19 protein-coding genes are annotated in these 16,379 nt (G+C 35.7%); 16 read left to right on the top strand and 3 right to left on the bottom strand.

All coding sequences use genetic code 11. The features are described 5' to 3' along the window. Positions 1-178: 178 nt before the first annotated feature. From BR52_RS05570 to BR52_RS05540, 7 genes are all read left to right on the top strand, one after another. A complete protein-coding gene (locus BR52_RS05570) occupies positions 179-2,056 on the top strand; it encodes an acyltransferase family protein (RefSeq protein ID WP_034570116.1) in 1,878 nt (625 codons plus the stop codon). A 41-nt stretch (positions 2,057-2,097) separates the two neighbouring features. Then, positions 2,098-3,036: a ribonuclease Z gene (gene rnz, locus BR52_RS05565; RefSeq protein WP_034570113.1), complete on the top strand. Its 939-nt coding sequence runs from the start codon at positions 2,098-2,100 to the stop codon at positions 3,034-3,036. A 19-nt stretch (positions 3,037-3,055) separates the two neighbouring features. Continuing rightward, positions 3,056-3,859: an SDR family NAD(P)-dependent oxidoreductase gene (locus BR52_RS05560; RefSeq protein WP_034570109.1), complete on the top strand. Its 804-nt coding sequence runs from the start codon at positions 3,056-3,058 to the stop codon at positions 3,857-3,859. A gap of 111 nt (positions 3,860-3,970) precedes the next feature. Continuing rightward, positions 3,971-4,588, top strand: a complete 618-nt coding sequence (locus tag BR52_RS05555) for a GyrI-like domain-containing protein (RefSeq protein ID WP_034570105.1) — start codon at positions 3,971-3,973, stop codon at positions 4,586-4,588. A 136-nt stretch (positions 4,589-4,724) separates the two neighbouring features. Continuing rightward, complete coding sequence (locus BR52_RS05550) at positions 4,725-5,129, top strand: LapA family protein (RefSeq protein ID WP_034570102.1); 405 nt, start codon at positions 4,725-4,727, stop codon at positions 5,127-5,129. Positions 5,130-5,149: 20 nt separating this feature from the next. After that, on the top strand, positions 5,150-5,461 hold the full coding sequence (locus BR52_RS05545) for a hypothetical protein (protein WP_034570099.1): 312 nt from the start codon (positions 5,150-5,152) through the stop codon (positions 5,459-5,461). Between the two features lie 166 nt (positions 5,462-5,627). Beyond that, entirely contained in the window at positions 5,628-6,242 is a 615-nt protein-coding gene (locus tag BR52_RS05540; protein WP_034570097.1) for an acetate uptake transporter, read from the top strand. Positions 6,243-6,296: 54 nt separating this feature from the next. On the opposite strand, the gene BR52_RS05535 is transcribed toward BR52_RS05540, so the two are convergent. Continuing rightward, a complete protein-coding gene (locus BR52_RS05535; RefSeq protein WP_034570095.1) occupies positions 6,297-6,731 on the bottom strand; it encodes a GNAT family N-acetyltransferase in 435 nt (144 codons plus the stop codon). A 168-nt stretch (positions 6,732-6,899) separates the two neighbouring features. On the opposite strand from BR52_RS05535, the gene recJ reads away from it, so the two are divergent. Then, complete coding sequence (gene recJ / locus BR52_RS05530) at positions 6,900-9,233, top strand: single-stranded-DNA-specific exonuclease RecJ (RefSeq protein ID WP_034570092.1); 2,334 nt, start codon at positions 6,900-6,902, stop codon at positions 9,231-9,233. Between the two features lie 22 nt (positions 9,234-9,255). Then, positions 9,256-9,768 (top strand): adenine phosphoribosyltransferase, encoded by a 513-nt coding sequence (locus tag BR52_RS05525; protein ID WP_034570089.1) that lies wholly within the window; start codon positions 9,256-9,258, stop codon positions 9,766-9,768. Positions 9,769-9,819: 51 nt separating this feature from the next. On the opposite strand, the gene BR52_RS05520 is transcribed toward BR52_RS05525, so the two are convergent. Together BR52_RS05520 and lexA are read right to left on the bottom strand one after the other, a co-directional pair. Continuing rightward, a complete protein-coding gene (locus tag BR52_RS05520) occupies positions 9,820-10,119 on the bottom strand; it encodes a hypothetical protein (protein WP_034570087.1) in 300 nt (99 codons plus the stop codon). A 123-nt stretch (positions 10,120-10,242) separates the two neighbouring features. Continuing rightward, positions 10,243-10,866, bottom strand: a complete 624-nt coding sequence (gene lexA / locus BR52_RS05515) for a transcriptional repressor LexA (RefSeq protein WP_034570084.1) — start codon at positions 10,864-10,866, stop codon at positions 10,243-10,245. 216 nt (positions 10,867-11,082) lie between these two features. Here lexA and BR52_RS05510 point away from each other — a divergent pair, with 216 nt between their 5' ends. The 7 genes from BR52_RS05510 to BR52_RS05480 all read left to right on the top strand — a co-directional run bounded on the left by BR52_RS05510 (position 11,083) and on the right by BR52_RS05480 (position 16,085). Beyond that, positions 11,083-11,322: a DUF896 family protein gene (locus BR52_RS05510; protein ID WP_034570081.1), complete on the top strand. Its 240-nt coding sequence runs from the start codon at positions 11,083-11,085 to the stop codon at positions 11,320-11,322. Positions 11,323-11,481: 159 nt separating this feature from the next. Then, positions 11,482-13,473, top strand: a complete 1,992-nt coding sequence (gene tkt / locus BR52_RS05505) for a transketolase (protein WP_034570080.1) — start codon at positions 11,482-11,484, stop codon at positions 13,471-13,473. 261 nt (positions 13,474-13,734) lie between these two features. Further along, on the top strand, positions 13,735-14,013 hold the full coding sequence (locus BR52_RS05500; protein ID WP_034570078.1) for a TIGR04197 family type VII secretion effector: 279 nt from the start codon (positions 13,735-13,737) through the stop codon (positions 14,011-14,013). A gap of 18 nt (positions 14,014-14,031) precedes the next feature. Then, positions 14,032-14,394 carry a DUF3958 family protein gene (locus BR52_RS05495; RefSeq protein ID WP_034570076.1) on the top strand — a complete coding sequence of 121 codons (363 nt, stop codon included), beginning with the start codon at positions 14,032-14,034 and terminating at the stop codon, positions 14,392-14,394. Beyond that, positions 14,384-14,728 carry a T7SS effector LXG polymorphic toxin gene (locus BR52_RS05490; RefSeq protein ID WP_034570074.1) on the top strand — a complete coding sequence of 115 codons (345 nt, stop codon included), beginning with the start codon at positions 14,384-14,386 and terminating at the stop codon, positions 14,726-14,728. Before BR52_RS05495 ends, BR52_RS05490 begins: the two co-directional genes overlap by 11 nt. A gap of 42 nt (positions 14,729-14,770) precedes the next feature. Continuing rightward, entirely contained in the window at positions 14,771-15,742 is a 972-nt protein-coding gene (locus BR52_RS13075; protein ID WP_034570072.1) for a hypothetical protein, read from the top strand. Between the two features lie 13 nt (positions 15,743-15,755). Then, positions 15,756-16,085, top strand: coding sequence for a hypothetical protein (locus BR52_RS05480; protein ID WP_051915643.1), 330 nt, complete (start codon positions 15,756-15,758; stop codon positions 16,083-16,085). Positions 16,086-16,379: the final 294 nt, after the last annotated feature.

Genomic DNA, 16,379 nt, shown 5'->3' with positions numbered 1-16,379 from the left:
TAAGGCATTTGCCATCCTTATTAAAATTTTCGTTCATTCATGGCCTTTTGAAGGTCGCTTATTGCTTGAATATTTGATAAAATAATAGATGACGCACACTTACAAATAAGGGAAGTTGTTGGATGACTTTATTTATAAAAATCCATCGTGCAAAGTATTAAAGGAGTTTATTATACGAATGGAAAATAATAAAAGATTAAAAAAAAGTCGATACATGCCTGGCTTAGATGGCTTACGTGCAATCGCCGTTTTGGGTGTCATCTTTTATCACCTAACGCCGCATATCTTGCCGGGAGGTTTTTTAGGAGTTCCCATTTTTTTTGTGTTATCGGGCTACCTGATTACAGACTTACTTATTCAAGAATTTCAACAAAATAAAAAGATCAGTTTAAAACAGTTTTGGAAGAGACGGTTGAATAGGCTTTATCCAGCGTTGTTAGCTATGTTAATTTTAGTGACAGGTTGGATTACGTTATTTCAACGGGAGCTTCTGTTAAATATTAGAGGTGCCATTATTAGCAGCTTGTTGTATTTAAACAATTGGTGGCAAATTATTCAAGGGGAGTCTTATTTTGATCGCTTTGCGACACCCTCCCCCTTTGTTCACCTTTGGTCTCTTGCCTTGGAAGGTCAATTTTACTTAGTTTGGCCAGTAATTGTAGTTTTAGCAACGATTACGATTAAGAAGAATAGTCATATATTTTACTTGTTTATGGGATTGTCTATTATTTCTGCTCTTTTAATGGCTATTTTATTTGTGCCAAATGGGGACCCAAGTCGAGTTTATTATGGAACAGATACAAGAGCCTTTTCACTTTTGATTGGATCAGCCATTTCTTTTGTATGGCCAAGTACCAAATTAAAAGAGGACGTTCCATTGAAGGCGAAACTGATTTTAGAATCTGTTGGACTTGTAGCATTGGCAGTATTGATTTTTATGATGACGACGGTAATGGCAACTAATACATTTGCTTATTATGGTGGAATGTTTTTGTTTAGTTTAGTCAGTGGTGTTTTAATTGGAATTGTTGCCCATCCTGCTACCTATCTGTCTCGTTTTTTAGGCATGCAACCTTTCAAATGGCTTGGTCAAAGGAGCTATGGGTTGTATTTATGGCAATATCCAGTGATGGTTTTGTACGAAGTGAAGATTGGAGATACAAGTATCCATCCAATGAGGCATTTACTAATTCAGTTATTTTTGATTGTGCTAATGACAGAAGCTTCATATAGTTTAATTGAAATGCCTTTTAAAAAATTAAATGTCAAAGCCATTTTGAATTGGCAAGTGATTGTTGAAAAATGGCATTCTTTATTGAATGGATCAGGTCTCAGAGGATGGCTTGAAAAAGGAAGTGTTGCATTTATTTGTTTCACGTTACTAATTTCTACAGTAGGCTTTATAATGGCGCCCACAGGTGAAAATAAATCATCCACACAGCTGGCAGAAAAAATAGCTACCAATAAAGCGAAACTTGAGGAACAAAAATCAACAGCAACTAAACCGAAAGAAACCGTTCCGCTTGTAGAGGGGATAACTCCAGCAGAAATGGAAACAGCTAGTCAAATGAATGCTACATTTATTGGCGATTCTGTTATGCTAAGCGTTGTCGAGCCGTTGCAAGTGATTTTTCCAAAAGGAACAATTGATGGAGAGGTTGGGCGCCAATTGTATAATACAGCCCCAGTTATCGAACGGTTAAAAGCAGAAAGAAAATTAGGAAGTCCAGTGATATTAGAATTAGGGACAAATGGTGCTTTTACAGATAGCCAAATGGATGAACTATTAAACACAATCGATAACAATACGCCGATTTATTTGGTTAATACGCAAGTTCCTAAAAATTGGAAAAACAGTGTAAATGCTGGGTTAGTTTCAGCTAGTAAACGATTTAAAAATGTTCATTTGATTGACTGGAATCAATATAGTAAAGACAGAACGGATTGGTTTTATAACGATGGCGTCCATCCGAATGAAGAGGGCGCGAAACATTATGCTCAATTGATTGCCAAAACAGTTTTAACTGAAGAAGTAAAAAAAGCACCCACAAAATAAACAGATTAAACGTTGATTTATTAACAGATAGGATAATGACTATGGAATTATTATTTTTAGGTACTGGTGCTGGTGTACCAGCAAAGCATCGCAATGTTACTAGCATTGCCTTAAAATTATTAGAAGAACGCAATCAAGTTTGGTTAGTTGATTGCGGCGAAGGCACGCAACAGCAAATATTAAATACTACTTTAAAACCACGAAAAATCGATAAAATTTTTATCACTCATTTACATGGCGATCACATTTTTGGATTGCCAGGTTTATTGAGCAGTCGTTCGTTTCAAGGTGGCGAAAGTCCATTAACCGTATATGGACCAAAAGGAATCAAAGATTACATTTTGACTAGTTTAAAAATTTCAGGAACTCATTTGAAATATACTTTAAATTTTCATGAAATCTACGAAGAAGGGGTTCTTTTTGAAGACCAGCAATTTAAAGTAAGTTGTTTAGAATTGGATCATGGTATCCAATCATTTGGTTACCGTTTTGAAGAAGTAGATCATAAAGGAATGCTCCAAGTAGAAGAATTAAAAGCAATCGGTGTGCCTTTTGGACCATTATATGGTAGATTAAAAAAAGGGGAAACAATTACTTTAGAGAACGGTCAAGTCATTGATGGGAAAAAGTATGTCGGTAAAGATCAAAAAGGAAGAATAGTTGCTATTCTAGGAGATACTAGAAAACATCCAAATAGTGCTATTTTAGCAAAAGATGCTGATGTGTTAGTACATGAAAGTACTTTTGATGGGGAAGACAGAAAAATGGCACGCAATTATTTTCATTCAACAACTTTTGACGCTGCAGAAATTGCTAAAGAAGCGAATGCTAAACGTTTATTACTAACTCATATTAGCGCTCGCTATCTAGGAAAAGACGTAGTAGAACTTCAAAAAGAAGCGAAGACGATTTTTGATAACAGCTATGTGGTGAAAGATTTTGATGAAATTATCATTCCGTTAACAAGAACGGATAAATAATAAAGGAGATGAACGAAGCATGGGAACAAATAGAAACGATTTAACAGGAAAAGTTGTTGTCATTACAGGTGGATCGGGTGGCTTAGGGGAGCAAATCGCTTATGCGGCAGCTAGACAAAATGCAACCGTCGTCGTTTGTGCTAGAAGAATTAATTTATTAGGTAAAGTACGCCATAATTGTGAGGATTTATCCGGTGCACCGGCCTTTGCTTTTCAATTAGATGTAGCGAATCCTGAAAACATTAAAGAAGTAGTAGAACGAATTCACGATGAAGTTGGAGCAATTGATGTGTTAGTTAATAATGCAGGCTTTGGTCATTTTGAAGAAGCTCTGACTTTTGATATGGATCTTGCTGAGAAAATGTTTAGAGTGAATGTATTAGGTTTAATGTACATGACGCAATTAGTTGCCATCGAAATGGCCGATCGTGGTGCAGGGCATATCATTAATATTGCCTCTCAAGCAGCTAAAATGGCTACCCAAAAATCTTCAATTTATTCGGCAACAAAATTTGCGGTTTTAGGTTATTCAAATGCATTGCGCTTAGAATTGAAACCACTGGGTGTCTACGTAACGACGGTTAATCCAGGACCTATTGAAACGAATTTCTTTGATATTGCGGATGAAACTGGCGAATACTTAAAGAAAGTTGATTTATTAGTTTTAGATCCAACGATTGTAGCTAAACGAATTGTTGGGATTATAAATGTACCTCGTCGTGAATTGAATATGCCTAAATTAATGGAATTTGCTGGGAAAATGTATACCCTATTTCCACATGTAGGGGATTATCTAGCAGGGACTCTTTTTAACAATAAATAAAAAAGACTAAAAATCTTCTGGATTCAATTGAATCAGGAGATTTTTTTGGTTGACTCTGCCACAATGAGAAGGTTTATACTAACATAAAATAAAGAAAGAGGATGACTGTTTATGAAGTATGAATGGCGAAAAAAAGAAAAAAGTCTCTATTTACCAAAAGACACCCCGACGATAGTGGAAGTTCCTGAATTGAGTTATTTAACAATTAAAGGAGAAGGAAATCCGAATATGGCCTCTTTTTCCAACGCAGTAGCAGCTCTTTATAAGGTTTCATATACCATAAAAATGTTGCCAAAAAAAGGGGTAATTCCTGATGGATACTATGATTATACGGTTTTCCCATTAGAAGGATTTTGGGATTCTAAAATCCCTGTTACAGCAGAGCAACCATTAAACTTGGATCAGTTGATTTATAAGATAATGATTCGCCAGCCTGATTTTGTAACTACTGAATTGGTTTCTGAAATTAAAATCACACGATTAGCTTCCTTAGCTACTGAATTAGTGGACAGAATTCAATTTGAAACAATAAAGGAAGGGCGAAATCTTCAAATGATGCATGTTGGTAGCTATGCAGATGAGATTCATTCTTTTAATAAAATGGATGACTACTGTAAAGAAATGAATTTAAAAAAAGTCGGTCATCAGCATAAAGAAATTTATGTGTCTGACCCTAAAAGAGTGGCACCTGAAAAGTTAAAAACAGTCTTGCGATTCCCAATCCATTAAATAATAATTATAGAAAATCGCGTTTATTTAAATGGGTTTTTAAGTTCTTAATGAATACTATTAGACAAATTGCTCAAATAAAGTTATTCTTAAATAGAAGAATTTTTCTTTAAATTTAGTAAAAGAGGTGTAGCTGATGAAAAATCAATGGAGACTAGTTGTTGGTATTATTTTAGTACTAATCGTTGCGTTATTTGCTATTTTAAATGTTTCAGAAGTACCTGTGAATTTTGGCTTTACAAAAGTTGAGTGGCCATTAATCATGGTGATTTTAGGTTCATTATTTGTTGGTGCGATTGCAGCAGTTTTAGTTTCAACGGGATCAAGTATACAATTAAAAAAACAAGTGAAGCAACAAGGAAAAGAATTGACGACATTTGATCAAAAAGTAGCTGAGCGTACTGAAAGTTTAAAAGCGGAGTATGAAAACAAGCTTGCAGAAAAAGAAATCGCATTAGCAGAAAACAAGAAAAAAATTGATAGTTTAGAGCAAGAATTGGTTACAAAACTAACAACACCGCCAACTGAAAATACGCTTTAATTGAAAGAAGGAATTCAACTATGATTAAAGTGGTGTTTACGTATCAAACAAAAACATCTGATTTGCCAGAATTAATGGAGAAATTTCAACAATCTGCAAGTTCTGAGTTTAATGGAATTGTGAACAATCTAGGAATCAATCAATTTAAACGAAGTGAAGGAGATCAAACGATTGTCGTTCTTGATATTTATTATGAATCGCTTAGTGACTATGATGAGCGGACTACCTATGAACGCAGTCAAGTTGCATGGAATGACATTTGGTTTAATCCAACTAATAAGCATAAAGAACTTTCAGTTGAAGTTTTTGAAGTTCTAAATAAAACCTTTTAAACAAGAGCAACTTACATTAAATGTAAGTTGCTCTTTTTAGTTAAAAATGATGGAAAGATTAGTTATTTCATAAGTGTTTTGAAGGGTAAAAAAAAGAATTGACTCTTAGTAGCTTAGATGGTATTTTATACAGGTTGGCAATTTTAAATAAAGGGGAATATCATTAATGAAAAACGAGCAACATCACGTAAAACAAGTTATAATTGATCCGACAGCGATTGGATTGTTTGGTTTAGCAATGGTTACTTTAGTAGCCTCATCTCAAAAATTAGGCTGGACAGAAAACGTAAGTGGCGTGTTGCCATGGGCAATTTTCTTAGGCGGAATTGCTCAGTTGATTGCTTCTAACTATGATGCAAAACATAATAACGTATTTGGCGCAACAGCTTTTGCTGGTTACGGACTATTTTGGTTAGGAACAGGAATGAGCTGGATGATTCAAAATGGTTTGTTTGGAGAAGTGCTACAAGCTTCTTTCGATCCAAATGAATTAGGTTTTGCTTTCCTTGGCTACTTTATTTTCACAGTCTTTATGACCGTGGGAGCTTTAGAAACAAACAAGGTCTTATTCTTTATTTTCTTTTTAATTGACTTTTTATTCCTAGGATTGTTTATGTCAACTTTTGGAATTGCAACAGACTTCTTCCACATGATGGCAGCAGTTGCGGAATTTTTAATTTCAATTTTATCATTCTATGGCGCAGCAGCAGCTGTTTTGAATGGTCACTTTGGCTTTACGTTCCTACCAATCGGCAAGCCTTTTGGGATTATCAAAAAATAATTAAAGTAAAACCTTCAGTTAAGCAACGAACAAATTGCTTAACTGAAGGTTTTTTTATTTTTTAATCATATCAATATGAGGAATTTCATCTTCTAAATAAATCTCGCCATTGATTGGTTCAAAGCCAAATTGACTATAGAACTTTTGTAAATAAGCTTGTGCTTGAATTTCAACGGCTTGATTTGGAAAGCTATCATCAATTGTTTTTAAAATAATCGTTAATAACTCTTTGCCTAAGCCAGTCCCACGTTGTTCTTTCACTGTTAAAATACGGCCAAACATTAATTTTTCTTGACTTGGAATGATGCGTCCATAAGCCTGTATCTGGCCATTTTGTTCATTAAACACATGGATGCTGATTAAATCCTTATCGTCTACATCTGGATAAAAACATTCTTGCTCGACAATAAAAACGTTCACTCGAGCTTGATAGATTTGAAAAAGTTCAGTCGTTGTTAATTCATTAAATCTTTTTATTTTCCACGTCATCACATTAGCCCCTTTAGTTGATTTTATTAGTTAATCATAGTATAAAATTAAACGAAATGATTTGCAATTAGAAATAAACGGCTAAGAATTAAAAAGCGAAAAAATCAAGAGTTCAACTACTTTATTTTCTAAAAATTTGGTATACTAAATAAGTTGGGAGTGATTAGATTGTTAAAATCTCGAATGAACTGGAAATTAAATCAACCACAAACGAATGAAGCAGCGATTACAGCTTTAAGCGAAGAACTTTCGACTTCTCCGTTAGTATCGACTTTACTAGTTAATCGTGGTTTGGATACAAAAGACAAAGCACAGCATTTTTTGAAACCAGATGAAACTTGGATTCATGATCCATTTTTAATGTATGATATGGAAAAAACCGTTGAACGAATTACGCAAGCAATTGAACATGGTCAAAAAATAGTCGTTTATGGCGATTATGATGCTGATGGCGTAACAAGTACGGCTGTTTTAAAAGAAACGATTGAAATGCTTGGTGGTGAAGTAGATTTCTATATTCCAAATCGATTTACAGATGGTTATGGACCGAATGTCCAAGCTTTTGAAAGATTGATTGAAGAGGGAGCGGAATTGATTGTGACGTGTGACAATGGGGTTTCAGGTCACGAAGCAATTGCTAAAGCTAAGGAATTAGGAATTGATGTGATTGTAACGGATCACCATGAAATGCCAGAGATTTTGCCAGAGGCATATGCAATTGTTCATCCAAAACATCCACAAGGAGCGTATCCTTTTGGTGAATTAGCTGGAGTAGGTGTTGCCTTCAAACTAGCAACCGCATTATTAGGCGAGTTTCCAACTGAACTAGTAGATCTAGTAGCGATTGGAACTATTGCTGATCTAGTTTCATTGACGGATGAGAACCGAGCATTAGTGATTTTAGGGCTAGAAATGTTAAAAGTTTCTGAACGATTAGGTTTTTTAGCATTAGCAAAAGTTGCAGGAATAGAAAAAGAGACCATTACAGAAGAAACGATTGGCTTTACCATCGCGCCTCGTCTAAATGCTGTCGGTCGTTTAGGTGAAGCAGGGCCAGCAGTTGCTTTATTAACGACCTTTGATGAAGAAGAAGCAATCGAGCTTGCAACCTTTATTAATACAAAAAATGAAGAGCGTCAAGCCTTTGTGGCAAAAATTACGGAAGAAGCCTTCCAAATGATTGCAGAAATGAAAGAAACACCGTCTGTGTATTTATTAGCGAAGTCCGATTGGCACGAAGGGGTACTTGGAATTGTTGCAAGTAAAATTGTTGGTGCCACAGGAAAACCCGCACTTGTGTTGAATATTGACACTGAAAATGGAATCGCTAAAGGTTCTGGACGGAGCATTAGCGCGTATAACTTATATGATGCAATTAATGAAGTCCGAGATTTAACCACCCATTTTGGTGGACATCATATGGCAGCAGGTCTAACACTGCCAATTGAACATATTGAGACCTTACAAACACAACTAAATCAGTATGCGTTAACGCATGATTTAGTCGGAAACTTGAATGAAGAACTAGTAATTGATGAAACGATTGAATTAACAGATATCACCGTTGCAACGATTGAAGAATTGGCTAGTTTAGCGCCATTTGGCACAGACAATCCAAAGCCTGTTTTCTTACTTGAACATGTTCAAGCAGAAGACATTCGTAAAATTGGTGGCAACAACGCTCATTTAAAACTTAAAGCAACAAAAAATAAGGTGAATTTAGACGTGATTGGCTTTCAATTAGGTGCAGTTGCTGATGAAATCAACGACAATTCTGAAGTGTCGTTAGTCGGAAAGCTTTCTATAAATGAATGGAATGGCAACCGTAAGCCTCAGTTGATGCTTGAAGATATTTCAATGGATGGACTTCAAGTTGTTGATTTGAGAGGGAGCAATTTAGCAGCAGGTCTTTGGGTACAAGGCGCAGCTTGTTATCTATTTTATAATAAGAAAAGCTACCAAACCCATAATGATAAAGTTCCAATGGGCAGTGAAAGTGTTTTGATTGAGTCCAAAGAAGATGCTGAAGCTTTTAAAACGCAACATTCAACCTTTGTATTTATCGATTGTCCAAACGAATTAGAATGGATTTCGTCAACGATTCGGGGAAATACACCAGAAAAGTTAGTTACTGCCTTTTTTAGTGAATCAGAAAGTTACCTAAATGGGATGCCAAGCCGAACACAATTTGGAGAATTATTTAAATTCGTAGCAACACACAAAGATGTTGATATTCGACATAAGCTGTCTATTTTAGCAAATTATCTAAAAATCAAAGATAACTTATTAATTTTCATGATTAACGTGTTTTTTGAACTAGGATTTGTTACAATAGACAATGGCGTAATGAACTATGTCGAAGATGCTCCAAAAAAAGAGTTGTCTGATGCAGAAAATTACCAAAAACGACTAAATCAAATAGAAGCTGAAAAAATCTTGCTGTACAGCCATTTTGCAGAATTAGAAATCTGGTTAAAACAACAAATTAATGAAGCCTCGTAAAATTTGAATGGAGGATTTATAGATGGATTTAAAACAATATATTGCAGATGTAAAAGACTTCCCTGAAAAAGGAATTATTTTCCGTGACATTTCACCCTTAATGGCAGACGGAGAAGCTTATCGTTATGCAACTAACGAAATTGCAAAATACGCAAAAGACAAAGGCGTTGAAATGATCGTTGGACCAGAAGCTCGCGGATTTATCGTAGGCTGCCCAGTGGCCTATGAATTAGGAATCGGTTTTGCTCCTGCTCGCAAAAAAGGCAAACTGCCAAGAGAAACAGTTGAAGTTAGCTATGGTTTAGAGTATGGATCAGATGTTTTACAAATTCACAAAGACGCTATCAAACCAGGTCAAAAAGTGATGGTTTGTGATGATTTACTAGCAACCGGTGGAACCATTGCAGCGACGATTCAATTAATCGAAAAATTAGGTGGAATTGTTGTAGGAACAGCTTTCTTAATCGAATTAACAGATTTAAATGGTCGTGCTCAAATTGAAGGATACGATATCTTCACTTTAATGGACTACTAAAATAAAAATCCCCCTCAAGTTAGATTGATTCTAACCTGAAGGGGATTCTTTTTATGCGATTGATTTTGGATTTTTAGGAGAGCGTCCTAGGACAAACTCGATAATCGTTAAAACAACTAAAATACCAACGATAATTGCAAACCAATTAGATGTTTGAATGCCGAAATCCCAAGTGTTATAAATCCAGATGACAATGCCACTATAAATAATTGAAAGAATATTCAAAACAGCAAATGCCCATAAATTTCCATTTTCTTTATTGCGTAAGTACATAACGGAAAGACCAACACTTAAAAGAATCCAAGCAACTTGAATCAATAAGCTAAACCAATAAAACAATAATGCAACCATTTCACTTAACCTCCTTATGTGAGAATAAAAAAAGCCTTATATACAAAGTTTAGCACAATTATTTGTAGAGACAACTAAAAAGCATTAAAAAAGAGCTTCCTAATAAAGGAAACTCTGAAAGTCTTAAAAAATGTGACTCCGGTATAATCCAACAACTTTTCCAAGAATGGTTACTTCACTAAGAATAATCGGATCCATTCCATCGTTTTCAGGTTGCAAGCGGTAATGATCTTTTTCTTTGAAGAATCGTTTACAAGTTGCTTCATCTTCACTTGTCATAGCAATCACGATATCGCCATTATCAGCATTTGATTGTTTGCGAACAATTACAGCATCGCCATCTAAAATTCCACAATTGATCATACTTTCACCACGAATAGTTAGCATGAACAACGCTTCATTTGCATATTGCAGATGAGGAGGTAGTGGGAAATAATCAGTGGCTTCTTCAACTGCTAATATCGGTTCACCAGCTGTAACGGTTCCTAGAAGGGGAATCTTATCCATTGGGACACCAAGTTTAGACAATCCAAGTGCAGTTAACTCAATAGCACGAGGTTTACTAGGATCTCGTTGAATAAAGCCGTTTTTTTCTAAACGTGATAAGTGGCCATGTACCGTTGACGTTGAAGAAAGAGATACAGCAGTACCAATCTCACGAACAGTTGGGGGATACCCTTTTAGTTGAACTTGTTCATGTATGTACTGTAATACTTCAATTTGTCTAGATTCTGGAGTTTTACGCATGATTAAATGCACCTCGTTTCTTTATCAATTTTCTTAACTATAGAATACCATAAATAATCACAGAATTCAAACAGATGTTCGGTAAAAATTAAATTTCTATTCCTAGTGTCTTGAAAGCTTTGTAAGAATAAACTAATTTTTAGGCAAATGGATATATTTTCAGCTTAATTTTTGATATAGTTAAGAGGTCAAATGAAACGAGATGGAGTGAATTAAATGCTATCTAAAGAAAAAATAGCCCGAATTAACGAGCTAGCCAATAAGTCTAAGAGCGAAACCCTCAGCTTATCAGAGCAACAAGAACAAAAAGAATTAAGAGAAGAATATTTACAAGCTTTCCGCGGTGGAATGAGAAATCATATCGAAGGAATGAAAGTTGTCGACAATGATGGGACAGACGTTACTCCTGAAAAGTTAAAGCAAATTCAAAAAGAAAAAGGATTACACGACCGCTAAAAATAAGAAGGAAATGAGACATATAAGTAGAAAACGCTTTATCAATTGTTAAAATTTGGCGTTTAATCGTTAAAATAAATACAATAATTCTATGAAAGCGTTGCGTAAAACGATTTAAAACAGTAAAATAGAGATATTAAAACTGAAAGGATGATTTAATTGTTCGATACAACTGACCAACTTGCAGTAAACACGATTAGAACACTAAGTATGGATGCGATTCAAAAAGCAAACTCAGGACACCCAGGTTTACCAATGGGGGCTGCTCCAATGGCGTACACGCTATGGACAAAACATTTAAACGTAAACCCAAGCAACTCATCATGGGTAAATCGCGATCGCTTTGTACTTTCAGCAGGACACGGTTCAATGCTATTATATAGTTTGTTACATTTATCAGGTTACAAACTATCAATGGAGGATTTGAAAAATTTCCGTCAATGGGATAGCTTAACCCCTGGTCATCCAGAAGTACATCATACAGATGGTGTTGAAGCAACAACAGGTCCTCTTGGACAAGGAATTGCAAATAGTGTCGGAATGGCAATGGCAGAAGCTCATCTAGCGGCAACGTATAATAAGGAAAATCATCAAATCGTTGATCATTATACCTATGCTTTATGTGGTGATGGAGATTTAATGGAAGGCGTATCAGCTGAAGCAGCAAGTTTAGCAGGTCATTTAGAGCTAGGCAAACTTGTGGTATTATATGATTCAAATGATATTTCATTAGATGGTCCTACTTCAAAAGCTTTTACTGAAAATGTAGGCAAACGTTTTGAAGCGTATAATTGGCAACATATTTTAGTTAAAGATGGAAATGATCTAGCTGAAATCGAAAAAGCGATTGAAGCAGCAAAAGCAGAAACTAAAAAACCAACTTTAATTGAAGTAAAAACAGTGATTGGCTTTGGTGCTCCAAATGAAGGAACATCTAAAGTTCACGGCGCACCACTTGGAATGGATGGAATCGAAGCGACTAAAAAAGCTTACGGTTGGGATTATCCAGCGTTCACTGTTCCAAATGAAGTAGCTACACGTTTTAAAGAAACAATGATTGATCAAGGAGCTAAATCAGAAAGTGAATGGAATGAATTGTTCGCTTCATATAAAGCTGAATATCCAGAATTAGCTGCTCAATTTGAATTAGCAATGTCTGGGAACTTACCAACTGATTGGGATAAAGAATTACCAGTTTACGAAGAAGGCGAAAGTGCTGCTTCTCGTGTGACAGGTAGTGAAACCATTCAAGCATTGTCAAAAGCTATTCCATTTTTCTGGGGTGGATCTGCAGATTTATCTGCTTCAAACAATACAATGGTTGCTGGTGAAAAAGATTTTGAACCAGGTCAATATGAAGGACGCAACATTTGGTACGGTGTTCGTGAATTTGGAATGTCAGCTGCAATGAACGGAATTTCATTACACGGTGGTTCAAAAACTTATGGCGGAACATTCTTTGTATTTACAGATTATTTACGTGCAGCAATTCGTTTAGCGGCTATTTCAAAAGCACCTGTAACGTATGTGTTTACACATGATTCAATCGCTGTAGGAGAAGATGGTCCGACTCATGAACCAGTAGAGCAACTATCTAGCTTACGCGGTATGCCAAACTTGTCTGTAATTCGTCCAGCTGATGGAAATGAAGTGGTTGCTGCTTGGGAACAAGCAATTACCTCAACTGACCACCCAACAGTATTAGTCTTGACTCGCCAAAACTTACCTGTCTTGCCTGGAACAAAAGAAAACGCACGTAAAAACGTTGCTAAAGGCGGTTACGTAATTTCTCCACAAGATGGTGATCAACCAACTGGAATTCTAATAGCAACAGGTTCTGAAGTTGCCTTAGCAATCGAAGCACAAAAAGAATTGAAAAAACAAGGCAAAGACGTTTCAGTAGTATCGTTACCAAGTTTTGATTTATTTGAAAAACAAGATGCAGCATACAAAGAGAGTGTCTTGCCAAAAGCAGTTAGAAAACGTATGTCAATTGAAATGGGCGCAACCTTTGGTTGGGAACGTTACGTTGGACTTGATGGCGTAATGCTAGGCATTGATAAATATGGTGCAAGTGCACCTGGAAATACAGTTATCGAACAATATGGATTTACAGTTGAAAACGTCGTAAATACATTTAACCAGTTATAAACATAAAACATCATTTATTGGACTCGAGTAGATAGTGAGTTCAATAGATGATGTTTTCTTAGTAAATGGACTAAAAAGCGATTCGTTTAAAACGAATTAAAAGTAAAGGAAGTTAAGTATTTTTTTTACTATTGAAGTACATGATTCTAAATTAAAATCACGATCGCTATTTTAATTTTCTTGAAGTTATGGTTTAATAATAAAGAACATCTGTATTTTAAAAATCAAATGCGCTATTATTAAACTAAAGGGGATTTTAAAATGGGAGTAGTCCAAAGTAATTTTAATCAAGCAAGTTCTTTAGCTACAGAATTAAGTAATGCAACACAAGCCTTCTCTCACTCTAGTTCAATTTCAAAAGCTTCAGCTACGACCGTATCTGGAAACCAAAAAGCAAGTCTGACGATTGATCAATCTCAATCATTGTTGACGAGCTTTCTAGGTGCCTTACAACGCGACAGTCAAAATATTCAAAGTGTTGCGACGGATTTTGAAGCGATGGATCAAAAACTAGAAAAATCCTTATTAAACTTAAACTAAGGTTTGGAGGAATGAGAATTGGAACAACAACCAACTATTGAAGGGCTACAAGAACAATTAAAGGTTGTAACGGAAGCTCGCTACAAGGCAGAAACGTCTCTCCACAAGCTGGAGCGAAATACAGAAGACGTCCAGTCTATTTTTCAAAAGATCCAACAGCTTTTTAATGAAATGCGCGCGACCTGGCAAGAGGGCGAAATGAGTGTCCAAATCGCAGACTTACAACAAGAAACGGTGTATCAGCAACAAGGATATCTCTATGAAAGCGAAGATGATTACGAGAAGTTACAAAAGAAAAAACATGCTCTTATGGATAAAGAAGATGAACTCTATTATCAAAAATTGAATCTGAGCCGTGAGGAGCAAACACATGAGCATTAATCTGTTTGTCGGCGAAATGAACACACAAACGAAGGCCATTAAAAGCTACTGCAACAGCGTGATTAGTGGCATGACACACGTCCAAACGGCTTTAAGTAAAATCATCTTAGAACCTTCCCTGAAGGGAAATACATATGATTCTGCGAAAGGTTATTTCCAAACGGCTTATCTCCCAGCAACACGAGGCTTTATTCTAGTTTGCGAAACAGCAATTCGTGCCAATCAGCAGTTTATCAGCGACTACAAATCCAACGTGGACGCCAATAGCCTACAAGAAGACGTTTTAATTTCTCAAATTTCACGCTTAGATTCCATGTCTAGTGCCTTAGATTAGATTGCGATTCCAAAGGTTTTCACTCAAAATATTGTTGATAATTTGCAGAATGCTAAAGAAAAAACAGCAAAAAAATTAGATAAATTGAGAGAATTCAATCACACATCTGTTTCTATTTTTGATGACTTAGAACAACAGTTACAGAACTTAGAAACGGGTGTTACAATGATTGCGGAAGGAAAAGCCTGGAATGGAACTACAGGAACCTTTTCGACAACTGGGTTAAACATGGAATGGGCGCAAGCAATTGATCAAGCTTGGGAGGAACGTCTGAAAGAACAAGCTAAAAAAGATAAACCGAAGAAGAAAAAAGCAAAAGTTCCCTGGTGGAAAAAAACAATGACTGGAGCACTAGACTTTTTACAAGGTGCTGGAATTGCAGTTGTTGAAAATAATACTGGAGAAAAAGCCAAAAAAGTAAATCAAAAGTTTCAAAACAATCAAAATTATCACTATGGAAAGCTATTTGGAACAGGATTAACAGGAATTCAATCACTTACTGAAATGTATCAAGGCGCTAATATGGCGATTAAAGGTCTTCAAGGAATAGCTGGAGCAACTGTTATGAGTGGTGGAGCTCTTGCACCTGGAGCTGGAGCAATTGCTGGAGCTGGAGCCACAGTTGGAGCTGGCGCACTGGCTCACGGTGGGCTTGTGTTCAGTAACGCGATTCAGAACGGCATGGATAACATTCAGCAAATGCAAAGTTCTGGTGGCGGAAGAGTCCAACCAGTAGGTAACATGAGTGAATTCTTTAAGAGTAAATTTGGAAAAAAACTGAAAGATTGTAGTAACAAGACAAGTAAAACGGTAGATGGGCAAAGTGTCTATACAGTCACTGAAAAAACGAAAATACCTGGATTGAATAAAGGCGATCAATTTTATTTAGATGGGCTGCATAAAGATCATCTTGAAGTATTTAATAAGCAGGGGAAATTTAAGTATGTTTTAAATTTAGATGGCAGTATAAATGCGGCTAAAACTGCAAGTGCCGAAGGAAGATTTTTACGATAAGAAGGAGATTAATATGGAAAAACAAATAGATAAGATATTTAATACATTGCTGGAATTAAACGAAGAGTTTGATAATACATTGATTGATCCAAACATAATCAAAGAAGAAACAGAAAACATTTCCGAAATCAAAGATTTAGAAGAGGTCTTAGAAAAAAGACTACAGCATTTAAAAGAAGATAAAAGAGAAAAAGTTGTTAAAAATATTGTTCTTCTCCACTCATCGTTATGTGATATCGAGTGGCAATATGACCAACTTCATGACATAATTCGCATTATGATGGGAAAACTTGCACCGCTAGCAACAAAAGAGGATGAACACATTGATTTAGAAAATGAATGAACTTCAAAATAGACTAGAAAAAAATAATCTATTAAATTTATTAGTTCAATAAAAATTAATCTACAATCTTAAAGTTATTTAATTAAGAAAATATTTGCGAATTTTTACAAGAAACGCCTGTCCCTAAAGCTTTATTTCTCAACGTTTTTAAATAGACCAATTGCTTTTCACAATCTTTGGCTGGGAATCGGTTGGGGGACGGGGGTTAATTGGGAATTATGTAAAGAATTTTAGATATAAAATAAAAGTTTAGAGAGATACACAGTAAAGTGAAATGAACCTAATGACAACCAT

The sequence above is a fragment of the Carnobacterium divergens DSM 20623 genome, from assembly GCF_000744255.1.
In the GTDB taxonomy this organism is placed as follows: Bacteria; Bacillota; Bacilli; order Lactobacillales; family Carnobacteriaceae; genus Carnobacterium; species Carnobacterium divergens.
Note: the sequence above shows the minus strand (reverse complement) of the source record. Positions and strands in the feature narration are given on the sequence as shown.